20 protein-coding genes are annotated in these 22257 nt (G+C 41.8%); 19 read left to right on the forward strand and 1 reads right to left on the reverse strand.

Annotation, left to right across the window (positions count from 1 at the left end; translation table 11 throughout):
- The first annotated feature begins 2 nt into the window (after positions 1-2).
- The 9 genes from G592_RS0108450 to G592_RS0108490 all read left to right on the forward strand — a co-directional run bounded on the left by G592_RS0108450 (position 3) and on the right by G592_RS0108490 (position 9190).
- On the forward strand, positions 3-620 hold the full coding sequence (locus tag G592_RS0108450) for an acetyltransferase (protein ID WP_028247446.1): 618 nt from the start codon (positions 3-5) through the stop codon (positions 618-620).
- A gap of 89 nt (positions 621-709) precedes the next feature.
- Positions 710-1987, forward strand: coding sequence for an O-acetylhomoserine aminocarboxypropyltransferase/cysteine synthase family protein (locus G592_RS0108455; protein ID WP_028247447.1), 1278 nt, complete (start codon positions 710-712; stop codon positions 1985-1987).
- Between the two features lie 95 nt (positions 1988-2082).
- Positions 2083-2619, forward strand: coding sequence for a helix-turn-helix domain-containing protein (locus G592_RS0108460; protein WP_028247448.1), 537 nt, complete (start codon positions 2083-2085; stop codon positions 2617-2619).
- A 7-nt stretch (positions 2620-2626) separates the two neighbouring features.
- The gene (locus G592_RS0108465; protein WP_028247449.1) at positions 2627-3436 is read left to right on the forward strand and encodes a hypothetical protein; all 810 of its coding nucleotides are present in this window, start codon (positions 2627-2629) and stop codon (positions 3434-3436) included.
- A 21-nt stretch (positions 3437-3457) separates the two neighbouring features.
- Positions 3458-4981 (forward strand): MBOAT family O-acyltransferase, encoded by a 1524-nt coding sequence (locus G592_RS0108470; protein ID WP_028247450.1) that lies wholly within the window; start codon positions 3458-3460, stop codon positions 4979-4981.
- Between the two features lie 42 nt (positions 4982-5023).
- On the forward strand, positions 5024-6094 hold the full coding sequence (locus G592_RS0108475; protein WP_051194824.1) for a hypothetical protein: 1071 nt from the start codon (positions 5024-5026) through the stop codon (positions 6092-6094).
- On the forward strand, positions 6091-6759 hold the full coding sequence (locus G592_RS16025; protein ID WP_036952255.1) for an ABC transporter ATP-binding protein: 669 nt from the start codon (positions 6091-6093) through the stop codon (positions 6757-6759). The genes G592_RS0108475 and G592_RS16025 overlap by 4 nt, the downstream gene beginning before the upstream one ends.
- Positions 6756-8045: an ABC transporter permease gene (locus tag G592_RS0108485; RefSeq protein ID WP_028247452.1), complete on the forward strand. Its 1290-nt coding sequence runs from the start codon at positions 6756-6758 to the stop codon at positions 8043-8045. The genes G592_RS16025 and G592_RS0108485 overlap by 4 nt, the downstream gene beginning before the upstream one ends.
- Positions 8042-9190: an ABC transporter permease gene (locus tag G592_RS0108490; RefSeq protein ID WP_028247453.1), complete on the forward strand. Its 1149-nt coding sequence runs from the start codon at positions 8042-8044 to the stop codon at positions 9188-9190. The genes G592_RS0108485 and G592_RS0108490 overlap by 4 nt, the downstream gene beginning before the upstream one ends.
- On the opposite strand, the gene G592_RS17370 is transcribed toward G592_RS0108490, so the two are convergent.
- A complete protein-coding gene (locus G592_RS17370; protein WP_081660348.1) occupies positions 9086-9958 on the reverse strand; it encodes an AraC family transcriptional regulator in 873 nt (290 codons plus the stop codon). The genes G592_RS0108490 and G592_RS17370 overlap by 105 nt on opposite strands.
- A 160-nt stretch (positions 9959-10118) precedes the next feature.
- On the opposite strand from G592_RS17370, the gene G592_RS0108495 reads away from it, so the two are divergent.
- The 10 genes from G592_RS0108495 to G592_RS0108540 all read left to right on the forward strand — a co-directional run bounded on the left by G592_RS0108495 (position 10119) and on the right by G592_RS0108540 (position 22254).
- A complete protein-coding gene (locus G592_RS0108495) occupies positions 10119-12368 on the forward strand; it encodes a glycogen/starch/alpha-glucan phosphorylase (RefSeq protein WP_028247454.1) in 2250 nt (749 codons plus the stop codon).
- Between the two features lie 178 nt (positions 12369-12546).
- Complete coding sequence (locus G592_RS0108500; RefSeq protein ID WP_028247455.1) at positions 12547-13026, forward strand: hypothetical protein; 480 nt, start codon at positions 12547-12549, stop codon at positions 13024-13026.
- A gap of 207 nt (positions 13027-13233) precedes the next feature.
- A complete protein-coding gene (locus tag G592_RS0108505) occupies positions 13234-14085 on the forward strand; it encodes a VanW family protein (protein WP_028247456.1) in 852 nt (283 codons plus the stop codon).
- Positions 14086-14165: 80 nt separating this feature from the next.
- Positions 14166-15788 (forward strand): GGDEF domain-containing protein, encoded by a 1623-nt coding sequence (locus G592_RS0108510; protein WP_196801830.1) that lies wholly within the window; start codon positions 14166-14168, stop codon positions 15786-15788.
- Between the two features lie 77 nt (positions 15789-15865).
- Positions 15866-16432: a thymidine kinase gene (locus G592_RS0108515; RefSeq protein ID WP_028247458.1), complete on the forward strand. Its 567-nt coding sequence runs from the start codon at positions 15866-15868 to the stop codon at positions 16430-16432.
- Positions 16433-16533: 101 nt separating this feature from the next.
- Positions 16534-18501 carry a hypothetical protein gene (locus G592_RS0108520; protein WP_028247459.1) on the forward strand — a complete coding sequence of 656 codons (1968 nt, stop codon included), beginning with the start codon at positions 16534-16536 and terminating at the stop codon, positions 18499-18501.
- Entirely contained in the window at positions 18494-19309 is an 816-nt protein-coding gene (locus G592_RS0108525; RefSeq protein ID WP_028247460.1) for an ABC transporter permease, read from the forward strand. The genes G592_RS0108520 and G592_RS0108525 overlap by 8 nt, the downstream gene beginning before the upstream one ends.
- Before the next feature lie 134 nt (positions 19310-19443).
- The gene (locus G592_RS16030; protein ID WP_081660351.1) at positions 19444-20259 is read left to right on the forward strand and encodes a glycerophosphodiester phosphodiesterase; all 816 of its coding nucleotides are present in this window, start codon (positions 19444-19446) and stop codon (positions 20257-20259) included.
- 179 nt (positions 20260-20438) lie between these two features.
- A complete protein-coding gene (locus G592_RS0108535) occupies positions 20439-21749 on the forward strand; it encodes an ABC transporter ATP-binding protein (RefSeq protein ID WP_028247461.1) in 1311 nt (436 codons plus the stop codon).
- A 16-nt stretch (positions 21750-21765) separates the two neighbouring features.
- A complete protein-coding gene (locus G592_RS0108540; RefSeq protein WP_028247462.1) occupies positions 21766-22254 on the forward strand; it encodes a hypothetical protein in 489 nt (162 codons plus the stop codon).
- The last annotated feature ends 3 nt before the right edge of the window (positions 22255-22257 follow it).

A 22257-nucleotide genomic window follows, 5' to 3' on the forward strand; every position in this document is an offset into this window, starting at 1 on the left:
ATATGAAAAGTATCGCAATTATGGGGGCTAGCGGACACTGTAAAGTGGTTGCAGATTTGGCCCTGTTAAATGGATATGATGATATAGTTTTTGTGGATAAGAATCCGGAAATCGACATGCTTGGTGAATATCCGGTGGCAGATGAGGATACGGACCTGGATTACTACATCGAGAAGAAATATGATTTCGTTGTGGGAATCGGAGAGGCTTCTATCCGCCGAAAGGTACAGGAGATGCTGGAGTCAAAAGGTGTGAACATTGTCACACTGATTCATCCTGCAGCTGTTGTAGCCTATGATGTGGAAATCGGAGCTGGCACAGTGGTGATGGCCGGGGCCGTTGTTAATCCTGGCACTACCATTGGAAAGGGCTGTATTATAAATACATCTTCCTCTGTGGATCACGATAATGTAATCGGAGATTACTGTCACATCTCGGTGGGAGCTCACACAGCAGGAACAGTCACAATGGGTGATAATTGCTGGCTTGGCATTGGCGCCATCGTCAGCAATAACATCGACATTTGCAGTGATGTATTTATGGGCGCTGGCACTGTGGTGGTGAAGAATCTCACAGTGGCTGGAAGGTATTTCGGAATACCAGCAAGACGCTTAAAATAGAATATGGAAATATATTCTTTAGTGTGATAAAGTATAAGGAGCTCGTGTGTTACGAGCTCCTGTTTTAGTTTATGAGGAGGATTTTAATTATGAGCAACAACGGAATTGGCACTAAATGTGTGCAGGCTGGATACACTCCAGGAAATGGCGAGCCACGTCAGATCCCAATCGTTCAGTCTACTACTTTTAAATATGACACAAGCGAGGACATGGGTAAGCTCTTCGATTTGGAGGCTTCAGGATATTTCTACACACGTCTTCAGAACCCAACTAACGATTATGTAGCTGCAAAGATTGCAGCACTTGAAGGCGGTGCAGCAGCAATGCTTACATCTTCAGGCCAGGCTGCAAATTTCTTCGCTCTTTTCAATATCTGCGAGAACGGCAGCCACATCGTAGCATCTTCATCAATCTACGGCGGAACATTCAATCTTATTGCTGTAACAATGAAGAAGATGGGCGTTGATGTGACATTCGTTTCACCAAAGGCTACTGAGGAAGAGCTCAATGCAGCATTCCAGGACAACACTCGCGCTGTATTCGGTGAGACAATCGCAAACCCAGCTCTTACAGTTTTGGATATCGAGAAGTTCGCAAAGGTTGCTCATGAGCACGGCGTTCCTCTTATTGTAGATAACACATTTCCAACTCCTGTAAATTGCCGCCCAATCGAGTGGGGCGCTGATATCGTTACTCACTCTACTACAAAGTACATGGATGGCCATGGTGCAGCAGTTGGTGGATGTATCGTAGATTCAGGCAAGTTCGACTGGATGGCTCACGCTGACAAGTTCCCAGGACTTTGCACTCCAGACGACAGCTATCACGGCATCACATATGCTGAGAAGTTCGGCAAAGAAGGTGCTTTCATCACAAAGTGTACAGCACAGCTTATGCGTGACTTTGGTTGCATCCAGTCACCACAGAATGCATTCCTTTTAAATCTTGGCCTTGAGTCACTTCATGTTCGTATGCCACGCCACGTGGAGAACGGACTTGCAGTTGCCAAGTTCTTAAAGGATCAGCCTGAGGTAGCAAAGGTTACATATCCAGGCCTCGAGGGAGATGAGTATTATGAGCTTGCTCAGAAGTATCTTCCAAAGGGAGGCTGTGGCGTAGTATCATTCGAGCTCAAGGGTGGACGTTCAGCAGCTGAATCATTCATGAAGAAGCTTAAGCTTATCGCAATCGAGACACACGTTGCAGATGCTCGTAGCTGCTGCTTAAACCCAGCTACATCTACTCATCGCCAGATGACAGATGAGCAGCTTGAGGCAGCTGGCATCCCAGCAGGACTCATCAGAGTATCTTGCGGTCTTGAGGATAGCGCAGATCTTATTGCAGATATTGCACAGGCTCTTAAATAATATAAAAAACCGAAATATTTACAAAACAATCATATTGATGGTATAATTTGCTTAAGAAACCATTGATATGATTGTTTTTTGTTTTATAAGGTAAAATGATTAAAGAACAGGTAAATGGTGCAGACATTAGACGACTCCGTTTAAAGCTTGGATGCACTCAAAAAGATTTTGCAAAGTTAATATGCAGTTCAAAGCCAACCATTGAACGCTGGGAGAGGGAACCAGAAGGAATCATTACTGGACCAGTTGTTGCTCTTGTACGAATACTGGAAAACAGACCATCACTGGCTAAGGATTATTTGGAAGTTCCAGAAAAAGAGCTGCCTATAAGAATGTGGTACATGAATAAAAATCGACCATGCACACTTATAGATGTAGATGATGCGTCTCAGCAGATATTTGTAAAAAACTATGTGGATGATATTATGTTTCGAGCTTTTGGGGTGAACAATCAGCCAAACTATGCTGACTACCTGGAGTTTATAGAGTCAAGGTGTTTTCCTCGAAATAGAGATAAGAATAAAATCATCTTAGAAGAGTTGGGCCTCCTTTTTTATGACCCGTTCTTAATAGTGAAAAAGACTGAAGGAAGAATGGCTGAGGATGATTTTTGGATTCATATAGAGGAGTAATTGCGATATGATTGAATTGACAGAGCAATATCTCAGAGATTTTGCCAGACAATCTTCTAAAGGTAATCAATTAAAGTGGGAATATAAGGGGATTTGGTACAAGGCAGATTATGCTGGTTATGAGGGATTGGCCGAGTATCTTATCAGCAAGCTGTTGATAAAATCAAGCTTGGACTCTAGTGAATTTATTGATTACAATTTAGAGGAAATCAAATATAAGAGAAATATATTTAATGGTGTAAGCAGCGTCAATTTTGTAAATGATGGTTATCAGCTGATCACTTTAGAACGCCTTTATAAAATGCGAAAGGGAGCTAGCTTATTAGAATCTGTATGGCATCATTCTGATGTCGAAAATAGATTAAAATACTTCGTAGATGAGGTTGTGCAGCTGACAGGATTGGATGATTTTGGGAAATATATCTCAAAGATGCTTACCATTGACGCCTTTTTTCTGAATGAAGATAGGCACATGCATAATATTGCAGTATTGATGGGGCCTGGTTCAAAGTATGAGTATTGTCCTATTTTCGATAATGGTGCGGGATTATTGTCTGACCTCTCAATTGATTATCCATTATCAGGAGATGTGATTGAGATGATTGATGAGGTAAAGGCAAAGACTATTTGTACCAGTTTTGACGAGCAGTTAGATGCTGTAGAAAGTGCATTTGGCTATAATATACATTTTAATTTCCATAAAAAAGATGTTGATGCTTTGCTGGAGGATGTTGCTAACTATTCTCCTGAGATAATTGAAAGGGTGAGAACTATCCTTTATCAGAGAATAAGAAAATTCGATTATTTAATGCATTAACTGGAAATATTTGGAGGAAAAATGCTTTTCAATTCTTATATATTTATTTTCTTATTTTTACCGATTTGCATAGCGGGGTATTTTCTGATTAACAAGGCTGGGAAATATCGCTTGGGAAATGCCTTTTTGCTGGGCATGTCCCTGTGGTTCTATGGCTATTTTAATCCGGCTTATCTGCTGATAATTATTTCCAGCGTGTGCATCAATTTCACATTTTACAAGATGATGAAGCGCATGCAGAAGCAGACCATGCTGGAGGCTGTCACAGAAAATGACGAGCTGCAGAATCTGGCAAGTGCATCTATCGGTCACCTGAAGAAATGCAAGCCTGTTGTGGTGCTGGCAGTGGCTGTGAATCTTGGAATCATCGGTTATTTCAAGTACATGGATTTCTTCATTGAAAATGTGAATGCCATCGCCAAGACTGACTGGCCACTAATGCACATTGTACTGCCACTTGGCATTAGCTTTTTCACGTTCCAGCAGATTTCATTCGTGGTAGACACCTACAGAGGAGAGGTGCCTACATACGATTTCCTTACATATGCCTGCTATGTTACCTTCTTCCCACAGCTGGTGGCAGGCCCAATTGTCACTCATGACGAGATGATTCCACAGCTGACAAACCCAGCTAAGAAGCATATTAACTGGAATAATATGGCCATGGGATTTTATATTTTTGCCCTTGGCCTTGGAAAGAAGATTCTTATAGCTGATGTCTTTGGAAATGCCGTAAACTGGGGATATGAGAATGTGGCTGATCTGAAGGCTACAAATGCGATACTTATAGCAATTGCTTACTATTTCCAGATATATTTTGATTTTAGCGGATACTGCGACATGGCAATCGGACTTGGAAAGATGTTAAACATCGAGCTGCCTGTGAACTTCGACAGCCCATATAAGTCTCTGTCCATAGCAGAATTTTGGAAGAGATGGCACAAAACCCTTACAAGATTCTTTACCCGCTACGTGTACATTCCACTTGGTGGAAATCGAAAGGGAAAAGTACGAACTATTGTGAATATCTTCATAGTATTTTTTCTGAGTGGATTGTGGCATGGCGCCGCCTGGACCTTTGTGCTGTGGGGCGTGATGAATGGAATTTTTGTTATCATCAACAGGATTTTTAAGAAGCAGTTTGATGCCATGCACCCAGCATTGGGATGGATGATAACTCAGGTGTTTACCTGCCTTGCTTGGGTATTCTTTAGGGCGGAAACTGTAAGCGACGCTATAAAGGTAATTAAGCAAATATTATATGTAGATTTTACAAATATAGATGTAAATATTCTCTATGCATTCCAGACATCACCACTGAAATGGTTGTTGGACGGCACACCTGTGACCCGCTCACTGCCATTTATATACGTGGGGCTGTATTACATAGGAGCTTTATTTATCCTGCTTGGATTCAAGAATTCATACGAGAAGATGAAGGCATTCAAGCCAAACTGGAAGAACATGATCTGGGCAGGCTTTTTGATGGCCGCAAGTATATTATCATTTAGCGGAATCAGTACATTTTTGTATTTTAATTTTTAAAAAGCAAAGGTAGCTAATGGGCTATTTTTATAGGAGATTTAGATGTTGAGTGTTAAGAAATGGCTGGCAGGCATGCTGGCTCTGACACTGGTAATCCTGGTGGCTGTGGCTGGTGTGATTATCTACGTGGATCCATATTTTCATTACCACGGGCCACAGGCCGGTCTTTACTACGAACTAAATAACGAGCGTAGCCAGAACGATGGAATCATTCGCCATTTCAGCTATGATGGAATGATTATCGGTACTTCCATGTCTGAGAATTTCAAGGCCAGCGAAGCTGAGGGACTCTGGGGTGGTACATTTATAAAAGTTCCATTCGCAGGCGGTACCTACAAGGAGCAGAACGACAATATTGCTAAGGCTATTAAATATAATCCTGATTTAAAAATAGTTATCAGACCGCTGGATTACGCATATCTTATGGATGATCCTGCGCGAGTTCGTGATGACTTGGGAGATTACCCAGATTATCTTTACGATAACAATCCATTCAATGATGTGAACTATATTTTCAATAAGGACATCTTCTATGGCATCTGTCTTCCTATGCTGGAGGATGCCCAGGCAGGAAAGGCAGCCGGCATCACATCTTTTGATGACTATGCCAACTGGATGGCGGAGGCAGAGTTTGGACCAGAAGCAGCGCTGCTTGGTCGTACAGAGTACAAGGCACCAGAGCAAAACCAGCCATTCGTAGATGAAGTAAAAGAAATGGTAGATGCCAACATCACACAGAATGTAGTGGAGCTGGCCCAGGCAAATCCTGACGTGGATTTCTACTATTATCTCACACCATACTCAGTGGCTTGGTGGGGTTCTCAGAAGGAGCTGGGTACCTTGGAACGCTGGCTTGCAGTAGAAAAGTATGCAATTGAGCTGATGCTTGAGTGCGACAACATCCACCTATATTCATTTAATAATGAGTTTGATGTGGTCTCAGATTTAAATAATTATAGAGACGAGTGCCACCACGGCGATTGGATAAACTCTCAGATTCTTGGCTGGCTCTACAGCGGCACTGACCAGCTGACAAAGGAGAATTACAAGGATTATCTGGCTGTGGAGAAGGATTACTACACGACATTCGATTACGAGGGACTTTTAAAATGATAGAAATCAAAGGTGTTACAAAGAACTATGGAAAAAAGCAGGTTTTGAAGGGAGTTACGTTTGACGTGGCGCCTGGAGAAATCGTGGGAATATTGGGAGCAAACGGTAGCGGTAAGTCGACATTGCTGTCTATTCTTGCTGGTTTACAGCGGTCTAATGGCGGCTACTTTGCCATCGATGGAAAGGATTTGCTGGGGGACAGCAAGCTTAGAAATAAGAAAGTGGCTTACGTGCCACAGGAAAATCCATTGATAGAAGAGCTGAATGCCTGGGACAATCTTAGAATGTGGTATGACGCGAAAACATTGAAGGCAGAGTTGAAAAACGGCATGCTAAAGCTCTTGGGAATCGATGAGTTTCTGAAGGTACCAGTGAGCAAAATGTCTGGTGGAATGAAGAAACGTCTCACCATAGGATGTGCCATGAATGGCGGTCCTGAGCTGATGCTTTTGGACGAGCCAACAGCAGCCCTTGATATGGTGTGCAGAAATGAGATATACGACTACTTTGAGAGCTTCAGAAGTACTGGCGGCTCCATGATTATTTCCACACACGAGCTCCAGGAAATTGAGCTTTGCAACAAGTGTTATATTTTGAAGGATGGAGTGCTCCATCCATACACATATGATGGTGACTTACAGCATTTGATTGGGATATTAGAATGATTAGATTTTGGGACTATTTTATCGTACAACTGAAAAGAATAATAAGGCTGCTGCCAGGCATTCTGATTATGACAGTGGTGGTAGGCCTTGCGGTCAGCGCTATCGGATATGCTATTGTTAACAGCGAAAGCTACAAGGATCAGCATATGAGATATAAGCTTGGAATAGTAGGTTCCACTGATAGTAACATGCTGACAATGGGCGTCAATCTATTGAAAAACGATGATGATAGCAGATTTATGCTGGATATCGTAAGGTTCGATGATGAGGATGATGCCAGGGCAGCTTTGAGAAATGGAAAGGTTTCGGCTTATGTTTTAATAACCGACGAATTTTTAAATTCGGTGAATGCGTTATCAGACGACATAAGTTTAGAATATTTTGCAACATCAGGACAAAGAGGGATAACTGGCGTCATGATTGATGAACTTGCTGATATTGCATCTGAATTGGTGGTAAGTTCAGAAAAAGGATTATTGGTATTGGAGGAAGATTTAAGAAATGCAGGATTTCCGTCAGAGGCTATAAACGCCCAGGTTGACCAGCTTTTACTGCTTTATGTAGGTGCTATGATAGCCCGTGGAAATATGGCAGAGTTTTCCGAATTAGGTCTTGCCAACGGTCTTACAACACCTGAATATTACAGCATTTCCTTGAGTTTGTTTTTCCTGCTTTTGATGTCATTTTGTAGTATCAGTTTCTTCCTTGGCAAGAAAAAAGCTACTTACCAATTCATCAGTGCAAAGGGCCTTGGAGCGGGCAGGCAAATTCTGGCAGAATTTTTTGCCTACTTTTTAATGAATCTTTTCTGCGTGGAATTGATCTTATTTTTCGTGAGAAAACTCGTAGAAAGAAATATAATACCAACACAAAATGGCGAGATTATAGGAGATACTATTTTAATTAAATCGGAATTTAATATTATTTTAGTAGTTATCCTGTTTTCAGCCCTTGCATTTTTCATTTTTGAGGTGGTAACAGGGGTAATTAACAAGTTTTTGGCAGCCTTTATTTTATACATAGGTATGGCATACATCTCAGGATACTTTTATCCAAAGTCATTTTTTCCAGATGGGCTTAGAATATTAGGAATTAATCTTCCAACCGGTGTAGCATTTGCCTACATGGAAGGTCTGAAAAGAGAATCCTTCTCGACACTGTCATCCAGCAAAATGCTGGTGGGAGAGTACGTCAGTATTCCTGGATGTATCTTCATGATGGCTAACTATACTTTGATCTTTATATTAGGTTCAGTTTTTATCAGGGGAAGAAAGATTAGAAAATGAGATATTTACTATTACTGAAGCGATTCTTCAGAAAGAAAAGTTATATAGTGATGCTTCTGTTGGTGCCATTTATGGTGTTCCTTTTGAAGGAAATGAGCCAGGGGCAGGAAAACATTATGACCATTGGTGTTTACCTGCCGGGTACTGACCCTAGCTCCCAGTCTCTTCGAGAGAATCTTGATGACGAGTCCGGCGCTATAAAATATGTTTATTACGATTCGGAATATGCTCTCAGACGTGATGTGGCCAATCAGACTCTTACAGAAGGCTGGGTTGTGCCAGAGAATCTGGACTACACGGTAGGTATGATGGCCGACAACCAGTATCCACATGACAGAATACAGGTGGTAGTTCGTGAGCAGGGAGTCACCCAGCTTCTGGGAAAAGAAATAATCTGCAGTCGCATTTACCCATCGGTGGCAAAGCGACTGCTGGTGAAATATACAAAATATTATACAGGCAACGATGAGCTGCCTGTAGATGTGATTGCTCACCTTGAGAACAGCTTTGAGAATTACAGTATTTCAAATAAGCTTTTCCAGGCAAGCTACCTGGACTCGGCAGAAATCAATGATACTCCAGTAATCCTTATGCCTCTTCGAGGTATTCTTGCAATGTGGCTGATGCTGTGCGGAATCGCTACTTCTATGTACTACTTGGAGGATCAGGAAAATGGCCTCTTCATCTGGTGGCGTTCACGAATAGGTTTCCTCAGAGACCTTGGATACTACGCTGTGGCCTTTATAGCTCCTGCTATTATTACTGTAGTGAGCCTGATTTATGGTGGCAGCTTTACCACTTTGGCAAAAGAGGTTCCAGCCTTGTTTTTATACGTGTTGGCAACTATTTTCTTTTCTATGGCAATAAGAATCATAGGGGCTGGCAAGAAGTTTTTAGGAATGTTAACACCAGTTTTAATTATACTATCAACAATACTGTCACCGGTATTTGTAGACCTTAAAGAGCTTAGGCAAATTCAAAAATGCTGCCCGGCATTTCATTACCTGAGCAGCATACACGATTCATATTATTTAGTCACCCTACTTATTTATACGGTACTCCTTGGGTGTCTTGTTGTACTTCTCCTTAAACTTTCGGTTAAAGTGAGAAAGGTTTTCAAAGCCAACCTGCTGAGAAATATCTAATATAGTATCTTCGGAAGAAAGCAGCAGGCGGGCTGCCATGGACAGCCTGTAATCATTCAGGTAAGTGATGAAACTTACCCCGAAGGTATCTTTGAAAAATCTCATAAAGTGGGACTCTGAGAAGCCGGCGATATCTGCCATCTCGGCAACGGTGGCAGGTTCGCTGTAATGGAGCTCCACATGTTTAATGACAGGCTTTAGCTTGTCTATTTTTTTTCTATTAGAAGAGTCAATCTTCTTCTCATACAAAGTCACTAGATCAAATAAAAGCAGATAAAGATTTCCTTTTATTGCCAATCCCCAGGCCCCTTCGCGGTGGGAGGAGATGTTGTCGTTGGCGTCTAAGTAGCGGCGCATAGATTCGTAGCCAGGAACTCCCTTTTGGAATATGTGAGGAATCTCCACTGCGTTTTCGAAGAATGGAAGTAGAAAACTATCATAAAAGTCATCTAATGATGAAGAGAATATTTTTCCATCAAACAGAATGTTTTCATATTCCATAGATTCGTCGTCTACCTGAAAAATACCATGCACCTTGCCTGGCAAGATAAATGCAATATCAGATGCGGAAACTGTATGCTCTTCTCCATCAATGATTATTACGCCTTTTCCCTTCTTTATATAGATAAATTCTGCATCTTCGTGCCAGTGAAGAGGCACGCTTTCAAAGTCTAGTGGGATGGTACAAGGGTAAGTGTTATACGCTATGTTGTAGTCAAAGTGACTAACGTTTTCATGTATGGCTTGATACTCGTTTATATTAATCATAGCAGAATAGTATCACTTTTTAATAGCATAGCGCAAGTTTTTAATAGAAATGTAGCATTATAATGTCATTAAGTTAAAGGAGAGAACACCTCATCAGTCAGCTGGCGCTGACAGCTTCCGCTCAAGGGGAAGGTTTTGAGGACTTTAAAGGAGGATAAAAATGACAGCAAATGAGTACATCAAAGTAAGATTTGGCAGACACATGGACCAGTGTACAAATGAGGAGATTTACATCGGTCTTTTGGAGTATGTAAAGGACAAGGCTAAAGATAAGGAAATCAAGGGAGGCAAGAAGAAGCTCTACTACATCAGTGCAGAGTTCCTTATCGGAAAGCTTCTTTCAAACAACTTAATTAACCTTGGTCTTTATGATGAGGTTAAGGCAGAGCTTGAAGCTTGCGGAAAGTCACTTGCAGAGATTGAGGAAATCGAGGTTGAGCCTTCACTTGGTAACGGTGGTCTTGGAAGACTTGCAGCTTGCTTCCTTGACTCAATTGCAACACTTGGACTTAATGGTGATGGTGTAGGTCTTGCATATCACATGGGCCTTTTCAAGCAGGTATTTGAGAACAATCTTCAGAACGAGGTTCCAAACCCATGGATGTCTGAGCACAGCTGGATGACAAAGACAGAGAAGACATACCAGGTAGATTTCGGCGGATTCAATGTTCAGTCAAGAATGTACGATATCGATGTAACAGGTTACGATTCAGTATCTACAAAGCTTCATCTTTTCGATGTTGAGACAGTAGATGAGAGCATTATCAAGGACGGAATCAACTTTGATAAGGCTGAGTTCACAAAGAATCTTACACTTTTCCTTTATCCAGATGATTCAGATGATAACGGTAGATTACTTCGTGTATATCAGCAGTATTTCATGGTAAGTAACGCTGCTCAGCTCATCTTGGATGAGGCAGTTGAAAAGGGTTCAAACCTCTACGACCTTGCTGATTACGCAGTTATTCAGATAAATGATACACATCCATCAATGGTTATCCCTGAGCTTATTCGACTCCTTCAGATTCGCGGGCTTACAATGGACGAGGCTATTGATGTGGTTTCTAAGTGTACTGCTTATACAAACCACACAATCCTCGCAGAAGCTCTCGAAAAGTGGCCAATCCACTTCATGATGAAGGCAGTTCCACAGCTCATGCCTATAATTCGCGAGCTCCACAACAGAATCGCAAAGAAGGTTAACGATCCAGACGTAGCCATCATCAAGGACGACCTTGTACACATGGCACACATGGATATCCACTATGGTATCTCAATCAACGGTGTTGCTGCACTTCACACAGAGATTCTTAAGGAGACAGAGCTTAACAAGTTCTACAAGCTCTACCCAGAGAAGTTCAACAACAAGACAAACGGTATCACATTCCGCCGTTGGTTATTATATTGCAACCCAGAGCTTGCAAAGCTTATCGAGGAGCTTATCGGACCAGGTTTCAAGAAGGACGCTACAGAGCTTAAGAAACTTGAGCAGTTCATGAATGACGATGCAGTTGTTCAGAAGTTCCTTGATGTAAAGAACACAAGAAAGACAGTTCTCAAGAACTACCTTGCAAAGACACAGGGAATCGAAATCGACGACAACTCTGTTTACGATATTCAGATTAAGAGACTTCACGAGTACAAGCGTCAGCAGATGAATGCCCTCTATGTAATCAACAAGTACTTCGAGATTAAGGAAGGCAAGAAGCCAGCTCGCCCAATCACAGTAATCTTCGGCGCAAAGGCTGCTCCTGCTTACGTTATCGCTAAGGATATCATTCACCTTATCCTTTGCCTCTCTGAAATCATTGCAAAGGATCCAGAGGTTAGCCCATACCTTAAGGTTGTTATGGTAGAAAACTACAACGTAACACTTGCAGAGAAGCTTATCCCAGCTTGCGATATTCACGAACAGATTTCACTTGCATCTAAGGAGGCATCTGGTACATCAAACATGAAGTTCATGCTTAACGGTGCCGTTGCTATCGGAACAATGGATGGTGCAAATGTTGAGATGCACGATTTCGTTGGAGACGATAATATTTACATCTTCGGTGAGGATTCAGACACAGTTATCAAGCGTTACGCTGATGCCAGCTACTGCTCACGCGACTACTACGAGAAGGATGCAAACCTCAAGAAGTGTGTTGATTTCATCGTTTCAGACAAGCTTATGGAAGTTGGTCAGAAGGAGAACCTTGAGAGACTTTACAATGAGCTCCTTAACAAGGACTGGTTTATGACATTCCCAGATTTCAAGGACTACTGCGAGACAAAGGAAAAGGCTTACAAAGAGTTCGAAAACCGCACAGAGTGGGGCCGCAAGATGATCAAGAACATCGCCAATGCCGGATTCTTCTCTAGCGATAGAACCATAGCTCAGTACAATGAGGATATCTGGAAATTATAATAAGAAGCCAGTAAGTATCAAGCTCTGAATGATGCACAGTGAGATGTGTTAATCGAGCGGAGCATTATTCAGGCTTGAGACTGTAACTGGCGTAGGTTTGTAGTTGATTTAAAGGCTTTATCATGTTAAAATACCACTTAGTGTGGCCCGAAGTGGGCTTAGGTAGGAGGATATTTTAATGAGCACAGGAATTATCGTTTTGCTTGTAATCCTGGTAGTAATGATTGCAGCATTGGTTGCTCTTTACTTCATGGGTAAGAAGGCACAGACACGTCAGGAAGAGCAGAGAGCTCAGATGGAAGCTGTTGCACAGCAGGTGTCTATGCTTATCATTGATAAGAAGCGCTTAAAAATGAAAGATTCAGGTCTCCCAGAGGCAGTTATCTCAGCTACACCATGGTATGCTAAGAATTCTAAGATACCAGTTGTTAAGGCTAAGGTAGGCCCACAGATGATGACACTCATCTGCGACGCAGAGATTTTTGACGAGATGCCAGTTAAGAAGGAAGTAAAGGCTACAGTTTCTGGTCTTTACATCACAAAGGTTCGTGGTCTTCGCGGTGGAAACGCACCAGTTGATACTAAAAAGAAAAAGGGCCTCAGAGCTTGGGCATTAAACAAGCGCAAAGAGCTTGAAGCTGAAAGCAAGAATAAGTAAAACAGAAATCAAAGGAGTTCTCCAATTGGAGAGCTCCTTTTTTGTATTATATGCCGCACTTAAATTGTTTGCATAATAGAAGTAACACAATTTTCACAGAGGCTATATTCTAAAAATACTCAATACGTGTTAGAATATTCACATAATTTGTAAAATGTAATTTATATTATGGCTGATAATGGCCACAAATTCATGGGGGAAAATAAAATGAAGAAAATGAAGATGAGAGCTGTCTTGTCGGTTATGATCTGCAGCGCTGTATTAGCGCTGTCTCCAAAGCTTACCGTGAAGGCGGCTTATAATGATGAGCTGTTGGCATGTTCAAAGATTTTTGATGCAGATTATTACGCTACAATGTACCCAGATATAGGGGCAGCATCAAATGGCAACAAGCTTTGGCTTTTAAGTCATTATGTTCGCTGTGGAATATATGAAGGAAGAAATGCATCTGCAACCTTCAATGCCACAGACTACAAGAACAAAAACGCCGATTTGGTAGCTCTTTATGGAGATTATCTGCCAGGCTACGCTTTCCATTATGCAAATGCAGGCAAGGCTGAAGGCAGAGATGGAACGCCATCTACAGGCACTGAATTAGTGGTACCAGCAACCTACACATTGCTGGGAGTATACTCAACAGAGTATGATCCAGAGGCAGCCCGCGGCAAAAACATCGAGATTGCAGCATCACATGTAAATGGAACTGTTGTAAAGCCAGGACAGACATTTTCAGCAAACAAGGCCATTGGCCCTAGAACACATGAAAACGGATTTGTTGATGCACCAGTTTTCATTAATAAGGAGCATGCAATTGGAGTTGGCGGCGGTGTTTGTCAGGTTTCATCTACAATTTATGCAGCTATGAAAATGGCTGGAGTAAACGCTACAGAAAGACACCCACATTCTCTTCCTGTGTATTATTTACCAGAAGGATGGGATGCGACAATTTCAGGAAACTCTTTAGATTTAAAATTTAAAAATACTTACAAGAAAAACATCGTAGTCTATGAAATTGCCGGCGGTGGCAAACTTACAGCGGCGTTATATTTAGAAAACTAATTCAAATTTGTGGTGGAAATATAACTAAACCTATGGTATACTATCCGAGTTGTTTGGATTTATACGCGAGGATGATAGTTTTGAATGATGTTTTATTAAGTAAAAAATCACCGCAAGTGGTGGAGCTGATAAAACAGATGGAGGCTGTTCGCAAGGTCGAAAATGAGAAATATGTTGACCTGGCGTGCGATCTGTTTGATATGGCTCAAGAGGAAGGCAACGAAGATTTGCGCAATTTTGCCAGCTGTACGCTCGGCGATGCGCTTTGCCAGAATAACGAGTTCACACAGGCTGTTTATTATCTTTCAGCAGGTTTGCAGGGGATAATTAACACTGATGAATATCGTCTTATTTGTCGTTGCTACAATGAAATGGGTATCATAATGCGGAGTGAGGGCCATTTCATTACAAGTCAGGAAAATTATGTAAATAGTATAGACATGGCCAGAGCTCATCGTATGTATTATCAGGAGGCTCTTGCCTGCGGTAATTTCGCATCCCTCTGCGAGGAGATGGGTGCCAGAGGCGAGGCTTTGGAGTACCACTACAGAGCTATCGAGTGCTGTCAGTTTATTGAGGATGAGGCCCTTAAGAACAGCCTGCTTGTTATGGAGTATGCCCAGCTTACAAAGCTTTATGTTATCAGTGGCGATTTAACTCAGGCGAAGGCTATTCTTGATGAAATGGACAGACTGGATAAGGAATATCCAGATGAGGAAAACTTCTTTGGAGTTTCCCTTGCGCGCCTGTATTATTACGATGCTATTAAAGAGAAAGAGCTTTCAGATAGATATAAGGAAGACAGTATCAAGGCCTTCTATTCGGTTACAGATGTGGTAGTTTACTTCGATGAAATCGAGGCGCTGGTACTTTTACTTCTTGAGAAGCGCGAATACGTCACACTTGAGAAGATGTTTGATCATATTGATCTTAAGGCTGGTGAGGACGAGGTAATCAACATCCGTCTCCGTTTGGAAAGCTGGAAAATCAAGATGTACGAAGCGATTGATGACAGAGTAAAGATTGCTCAGTGTTCATACAATTATTATAGATATGATTCTATGAAATCCAGAGCAAACAGAAAGTCATTTACCACAACACTTCGTCTTAAGACAGAGCTTGTTCAGCAGAAGACCAAGAATCTGTTCCTTTCAGCCCAGGCTGAGACAGATACACTTACAGGTCTTGCCAACAGAATGAAACTCAACAACGTTATCGACGAGCTGTTTATGATGGCTGTAGATAAGGGCCACAAGCTGGGCGTCGAGATGATGGACGTGGATTTCTTCAAGCAGGTAAATGATAACTATGGACATGCCAAGGGCGATCAGCTTCTTGCAGCAATGGGCCGTGGATTTAGAGAGATAAACGAGGAATTCGAGAAAGTCTTCGTTGCCCGCTACGGCGGTGACGAATTTATCCTGTACTATTACGATATGGAAGATGATGAGATTCTCCAGGTGGCTGACAGAATCAGAGACATGGTTGCCAAGATTGGTAAGGAGCTAGAAATCGAGCAGATTTCCGTTTCTCAGGGGATCGTAAACAGAGTTCCTGATCCTCTGAATAGAGCATGGGATTTCCTTAATGCAGCAGATTACGCTTTGTACTATGTTAAGGAGCATGGCAAGGCCAATGTTAAACTCATCCACAACGGCTACGAGCTGGAAAAGTATTTTGACAGGATGTTAGAGAAAGATTAAAATATGTAATTAATTAGACAGAAGGTAGTTTACTTGCCTTCTGTCAATTTATGTAAGGGGAAAAGGGAAATAATTTTATGGCAAAGCTCTATTTTTACTATGGTGCAATGGGCTCTTCTAAGACAGCCAATGCGCTTATGACACACTTCAATTACGAGGAGGTTGGACAGAATGCTCTTCTTGTGAAGCCAGCGGTGGACACAAGAGATGGAGAGCGAATCGTTCATTCCAGAATCGGTCTTGAGCACGAGTGTGTATTTCTTGAGGACTTAGTGGAAATGTCTGAGGAGGAGATTAAGAAATACGATTGCATCATTGTTGATGAGGTGCAGTTTGCTACTCCTGAGCAGATTGATTATCTTTCAGATATAGTTGATTTCATGGATGTTCCAGTGGTTGCCTACGGACTTCGTGCGGATTTCCAAAACGAGCTGTTTCCAGGTTCAAAGAGACTTATCGCTATCGCAGATGTGATTCATGAGGTTAAGACAGTATGCTGGTGTGGTCGAAAAGCTACCTGCAACTGCCGTTACAATGAAAACGGCGTGGTTCGCTCTGGCCCACAGGTTATGCTTGGAGCCAACGATTCATATGTGGCGTTATGTAGAAAGCATTTTAAGCTTGGACAGCTTAATGATAATTAATAAAATAGCTAGTAACTAACAAGTTCTAATATTTCTGAAAGGAACATCTAGTGACTGGAAGAAATCATTAGACTTGTTAGTGTAACTAGCGGAGGGATTAAATGACTTTTAGTTTAGGTATCACTTTCGTCTTCCTGCTTTACAGCATCTTCTGGATAGAGATTCCGGGTATGCTGTTTTCCACTATGCTTCTGCAGCGAAGATTTAAGTTTTCTACAAGATTGCTAGCCGGATTTTTCATCGGCTTCATATATATGGCGGCCCTCTATTTGATAGAGTCTCTCACAGGTCTTACAGGTATCATTATGTTTGCAGGCCCTATCACTTCGGCTATCGGGATTTTTTGTTATTTCAAAAATGACCGTCCTTCAGTTTTTAATGCGTCGGAGCGTTTTAGATGGACTTATGTGATTATCTTCGCATTTATCTATATAGTTTCGATGATGAATTTCCAGTTTAAATATTTATTTGCACTTTCTGGCGCATCTACTCAGGTTTATCATGATGCGCTGTTTCATACAGGAAATATAGTATCCCTGAGCCGCTCATTTCCAAATACTGATATCAGAATCGAAGGACTTACATTCTATTATCATTATTTCTACGAGCTGATTTTTGCCATGTGCAAGCACATTTTCAGGATAGATGCATTCAGGCTTTATCTTAATGGAAATGCTATTATATGTGCATTTCCGCTGACAATGGCGCTGGTTACACTTGGAGACAGAATCAGAGGGGTGAAGGAGGTTACACCTCTTAGATATTTCTTCTATTGTTCGGGACTTTTGGCATCAGGAATTGCCATGCTTCCACTTGTGGTAGTGGGTGGCCGACTTCCTGTATCATGGCTTGGAAATCATATTTTCAGCAATATAAATGCAATGGGACTGGCCCTTGCCCTGACCATACTAGTAATCGACGTGCTGGCTGAGATCTGGTACGACAAGCTGGCTTTCACAAATCTTATTTTGCTGTTTATCTTATCCGTAGCGGCCACTGGTTTTAAGGGCACTACAGCCACAATGCTTGTGGGTATCACATGGTCAGTATTTGTTATCGAGTGGATAATTACCAAGAATTTCCATATACAGCAGCTTTTATATAATGTAGCTTTAACTTTAGGATTTATCCTTACATACTTTACTGTTACTGTTGGTTTGCATCCATCAGGAGCCAACAACCGCTCAATGGTTGTGACAACAGAAGGTACTCTTGAGGCAGGTCGTGTGGGACAGCTTTTTACAAAGCTTGGCCTTGATTACATGGCATTCCCTTGGGTGATCATCGCAGTGATTTTATCTATCATCTGCATCCTGGGCCCATGTGTGATTACATTTGTGGCTTTTACAGTTGAGAAATTTAGCACTCTTATTAAAGAAGGTGTTATCGGAGATATATTTGACTGGTTCGCCATCGGTATGGTGCTGATGGGCGTCATCGGATTTTCTGCAGTAAGTGTGCCGGGTCTTTCACAGGGCTATTTCGTGATTACAGGAGCGGGACTTTTGTTCTATTGCTCTGTAAAATATATGATTGGTCACCGCATGGATTTCCTTTACAGGGTAATGCATATATGGTTTGCTATAGGAACTGTGCTTCTTGCGGTGGATGTGGTATATTTCTGCTACGCAGATGTTAAGCAAAATGCAGTTTATAAGCAGGAAGCTGGAGACAGGGCTGATATGGTTTCTGCCGAGACTATGGAAGCTTATGACTGGATTAAGGAAAACACTCCTGAGGATTCGGTCATCGCGGTGGACAGACTTTCTGAAAAGCAGAAGGATGACTACAGAAGCATTTTCTTCTACGCCAGCGCATTTGCTGAGCGCCAGTGTTACATAGAGGGATATGATTATTCTGATGTGGCTGAGGATCAGGTAGAAGCAAAGCTTTCAATGAACGAGAAATTTTACAGTGAGGACGTCCTTGCTGTTGATGCTGCTTTTGAAGTGACCGGAGTGGATTATCTGGTGGTTACAAAGCAGGAACATCCTGATTATCAGGTTACTAGCCGGAATCTTAAATTAGTATTTAATAATTCAGAGGTAATGATTTACAAGTATGATTAAAGACATTATCACAAACAGAAAATTAATAACAAAGCTTGCAAAGAACGATTTTAAGCAGAAGTTTGCAGGCTCTACACTTGGAGTAATCTGGGCTTTTGTACAGCCGGTTATCACAGTCCTGGTATACTGGATAGTGTTTGATAAGGCGCTGAGCCAGGGCACTCAGGGTACAAAGGGAGGCATTGACGCGCCATTTGTACTTTGGCTCTCAGCCGGTATTGTATCATGGTTCTATTTCAGCGAGGTGCTTTCAGCTGGAACGGTGGTGCTTCACGAATACAATTATCTTGTGAAAAAAGTTGTATTTCCAATTAATGTGTTGCCTATCGTAAAGGCTGTTTCATCCCTGATTGTCCACGGCTTTTTCGTTGTATTCACATTGTTGGTGGCTTTTCTTTATGGATTTGGATTTACACCATATATCTTCCAATGTATTTATTATTCCTTCGCCATGATGGTGCTTGTTATTGGTTTGATTTATCTTACCAGTGCGCTTTGTGTATTCTTTAAGGACATGGCACAGCTCATAAATATCTTCCTACAGGTAGGTATCTGGGCTACACCAATCATGTGGAACTTTGATTATATGGTGCAGAAGGGTTCGATTCCCCTTTGGCTCAACTATGTGCTTAAGCTGAACCCAATGTTCTACATCACAAGCGGATACCGCGACAGCATTATTGGACAGACTGGATTTTGGACAAGACCAGTAATGACAGCATATTTTTGGGTGGTTACACTTGTTATATTTTTATTAGGCACACATGTATTCAAAAAATTACAGAGTCAGTTTGCAGATGTTTTATAATAATTAGCCAGTAACTGGCGGAATATTTACTAAAAAATGCCCGATGATTTCGGGCATTTTTTTGTGCTCAAAATCAAGTTGATTTTGCCCTAATGTGCTAAAATATAACTAGCTAGAGAAGGGGGGACTTGCGTATGAGGGGTAAGTTTTTTTCTAAAGTAGGGAGAACCGTCGCAGTCAGCATGGTCGCCTTGCTTTGTTCTTTTGCATTCTGCAATGAGTTCAATTATTTACCAGCTGATGCTGATGAAGATATTGTAGTTCAGGTAGTAGCTCACAGGGGGTATTCTGGGGCTTATCCGGAGAACACCCTTAGTGCTTTTGCGGGGGCTTATGCACACGGGGCAAAAACGGTAGAATTTGATGTAAGAAAGACAAAAGATGGAGAGCTTGTAATCTACCACGATGACACGTTAGAGAAGGTTGACGGCGGAGAAACAACAATTGCTGACCACACCTATGAGGAGCTTTTGGAGCTTGATGCAGGAGCGTGGTACGGCAAGGAATATGCTATGGAGCGCATTCCTACACTGGACCAGGTACTGAATCTGTTACAGTCTACAAATATGCGTATGTTCTGCGAATTGAAGGATATTGGAGAAGATCCTGAGTTTGCAGGTCAGGTATATGAGAAAGTTCAGCAGTACGGACTTTTAGACAAGGTAGTATTTTTATCATTCAATTATGACTACCTAGCAGGAATTAAGGCTATTAATCCAGATCAGCCAATTATGAAACTGGCTTCATTTGGAAAGTCTACACTTCCTACCAAATACCCAGCTGAGTATTACGGGGTTAATATGAAGACTCTTACACCTAGAACAGTAAGAGCCATTCATGAGGCAGGGGGAAAGGTTTATTCTTATGCACCAGAGACAAAGGGACAGATGTTATCCCTTCAGCGTCTTGGTGTGGACGGCGTAATCACCGACTATTTGGAAGTTAATTAGTATTGGTGGGGGCGCAGGCTTAGGAATCATGAGGCTTTAAGTTGCCATGATTATAAAGCTAAATTTTCACCCATCTCAGGTGTTGGGGTCACCTGAGATAAAAGAGGGCATCGGGAAACCGGTGTCCTTTTTTTGTAAATTATGATAGAATTGACTCATATAGCAACATAGGAGACGATATGAGCGATTACGTTATAGAGGTTAACAACGTAGACAAAGTCTACAAGCTTTTCGATAGCAATAAAGCCCGAGTAGCTGATACTCTCGGTCTTACAAGAAAAAAGAATTATAAAGAGCACTATGCTCTCAAAAATATGTCCTTTGCTGTAAAGCAGGGAGAGTGCGTGGGTCTTATCGGTACCAATGGTTCTGGAAAGTCCACCATTTTAAAGATTATTACAGGCGTGCTTTCACCTACAAAGGGTGATGTCCGTGTGGATGGCAGAATCTCAGCACTTCTTGAGCTGGGAGCAGGTTTTAATCAGGAATATACAGGAATTGAAAATATATATCTGAACGGCACCATGCTTGGTTACAGCAAGGAAGAAATCGATGCAAAGCTTGATGATATCCTTAGTTTTGCAGATATTGGCGATTTCGTTTTCCAGCCGGTAAAGACATACTCTTCAGGTATGTTTGTCCGTTTGGCTTTTGCAGTAGCTATCAACATCGATCCAGAGATTCTCATCGTAGATGAGGCCCTTTCTGTAGGTGATGTTTTCTTCCAGGCAAAGTGCTACAAGAAGTTCGAAGAGTTTAAGGAAGCAGGAAAGACTATTCTTTTCGTATCCCATGATTTGGGCGCCATCAGCAAATACTGCGACAGAGCAGTCCTTATCAACAAGGGTGATAAGGTGGCTGAGGGCACACCAAAGGATATGATTGATATCTATAAAAAGATTCTTGTTGGTCAGGAGCCAGTGCTTTCTAGCAAGGTGGATCTGGCAGACGCTTTTGGGGCAGACAGCCAGGACAGTATCGTTAATTCAGACCAGCCAGGCTCTACAAACTGGAAGTCAAACTACCAGCTCAATCCAAATGTTAATGAGTACGGCGATGGCAGAGCCAGCATCGTTGATTTTGCAGTTATCGATGACAATGGCAATTACACCAACGCCATTATGAAGGGCAGCACCTTCACAGTAAAGTCAAAGGTGCACTTCAATACAGATATCGAGAATCCTATCTTTACACTTACATTTAAGACTCTTAAAGGAATCGATGTGACAGGCACCAACACCATGTACGAAAAGTGCGATGTGGGTCTTTGCAAGGAGGGCAGCGAATATGTGGCTACCTTCACCCAGAAGATGGATATGCAGGGCGGCGAGTATCTGATGTCTATCAGCTGCACAGGTTATGACGGTGTGGATTTCGTGGCATATCACAGACTTTACGATGTTATGAATATTACAGTGGTCAGCACTAAGAACACTGTGGGATATTATGATATGAATTCAAAGGTTACTGTAACAAAAGTTAAGGATTGATTTAAGGAGTGTGCCTATGATACAAGAAAAGTATAATAGACGAATCTTTGAAGAGGGAACCATTGAGGCCATTGAGAATCTTAGTCATATGAGAAGCAACGTGCTTTCCCCTGTGGGTATCACAAAGGGAGACAGTGTGCTTATTATAGAGCCGGACTGCGAGTCCCTGGTGGAATGGCTTCAGGAACAGGCTGCTCAGGTTACTGTAGCCATGGAAGATTCCATAGAGGATATTAAAGAACGATTTAATATCATTATCAATCTTGGACACCTTTCAGAGACTCCTTCAGCTTTGAAGAAACACCTGTCAGACGGCGGCAGACTAGTATATGCATTCTCTGAAAAAGACAGACTTTCAAACTTTGTAAAGAACCTTTTAAAAGAAGCGGGCTTCAATGACATCACTACTTTCAGAGTGAGCCCAGATTACCTGTTTACCACAGAAATATATGCAGAGGATTATTTAGGGGGAGGAGCAGGCGACTATCTGCTCATTGCTAAATAAAAA

The sequence above is a fragment of the Pseudobutyrivibrio ruminis CF1b genome (genome assembly GCF_000424005.1).
GTDB classification, from domain to species: Bacteria; Bacillota; Clostridia; order Lachnospirales; family Lachnospiraceae; genus Pseudobutyrivibrio; species Pseudobutyrivibrio ruminis_C.

Coding starts and splice junctions, on each gene's coding strand:
- G592_RS0108450 (WP_028247446.1), top strand. CDS start 3: ATGAAAAGTATCGCAATTATGGGGGCTAGCGGACACTGTAAAGTGGTT.
- G592_RS0108455 (WP_028247447.1), top strand. CDS start 710: ATGAGCAACAACGGAATTGGCACTAAATGTGTGCAGGCTGGATACACT.
- G592_RS0108460 (WP_028247448.1), top strand. CDS start 2,083: ATGATTAAAGAACAGGTAAATGGTGCAGACATTAGACGACTCCGTTTA.
- G592_RS0108465 (WP_028247449.1), top strand. CDS start 2,627: ATGATTGAATTGACAGAGCAATATCTCAGAGATTTTGCCAGACAATCT.
- G592_RS0108470 (WP_028247450.1), top strand. CDS start 3,458: ATGCTTTTCAATTCTTATATATTTATTTTCTTATTTTTACCGATTTGC.
- G592_RS0108475 (WP_051194824.1), top strand. CDS start 5,024: ATGTTGAGTGTTAAGAAATGGCTGGCAGGCATGCTGGCTCTGACACTG.
- G592_RS16025 (WP_036952255.1), top strand. CDS start 6,091: ATGATAGAAATCAAAGGTGTTACAAAGAACTATGGAAAAAAGCAGGTT.
- G592_RS0108485 (WP_028247452.1), top strand. CDS start 6,756: ATGATTAGATTTTGGGACTATTTTATCGTACAACTGAAAAGAATAATA.
- G592_RS0108490 (WP_028247453.1), top strand. CDS start 8,042: ATGAGATATTTACTATTACTGAAGCGATTCTTCAGAAAGAAAAGTTAT.
- G592_RS17370 (WP_081660348.1), bottom strand. CDS start 9,958: ATGATTAATATAAACGAGTATCAAGCCATACATGAAAACGTTAGTCAC.
- G592_RS0108495 (WP_028247454.1), top strand. CDS start 10,119: ATGACAGCAAATGAGTACATCAAAGTAAGATTTGGCAGACACATGGAC.
- G592_RS0108500 (WP_028247455.1), top strand. CDS start 12,547: ATGAGCACAGGAATTATCGTTTTGCTTGTAATCCTGGTAGTAATGATT.
- G592_RS0108505 (WP_028247456.1), top strand. CDS start 13,234: ATGAAGAAAATGAAGATGAGAGCTGTCTTGTCGGTTATGATCTGCAGC.
- G592_RS0108515 (WP_028247458.1), top strand. CDS start 15,866: ATGGCAAAGCTCTATTTTTACTATGGTGCAATGGGCTCTTCTAAGACA.
- G592_RS0108520 (WP_028247459.1), top strand. CDS start 16,534: ATGACTTTTAGTTTAGGTATCACTTTCGTCTTCCTGCTTTACAGCATC.
- G592_RS0108525 (WP_028247460.1), top strand. CDS start 18,494: ATGATTAAAGACATTATCACAAACAGAAAATTAATAACAAAGCTTGCA.
- G592_RS16030 (WP_081660351.1), top strand. CDS start 19,444: ATGAGGGGTAAGTTTTTTTCTAAAGTAGGGAGAACCGTCGCAGTCAGC.
- G592_RS0108535 (WP_028247461.1), top strand. CDS start 20,439: ATGAGCGATTACGTTATAGAGGTTAACAACGTAGACAAAGTCTACAAG.
- G592_RS0108540 (WP_028247462.1), top strand. CDS start 21,766: ATGATACAAGAAAAGTATAATAGACGAATCTTTGAAGAGGGAACCATT.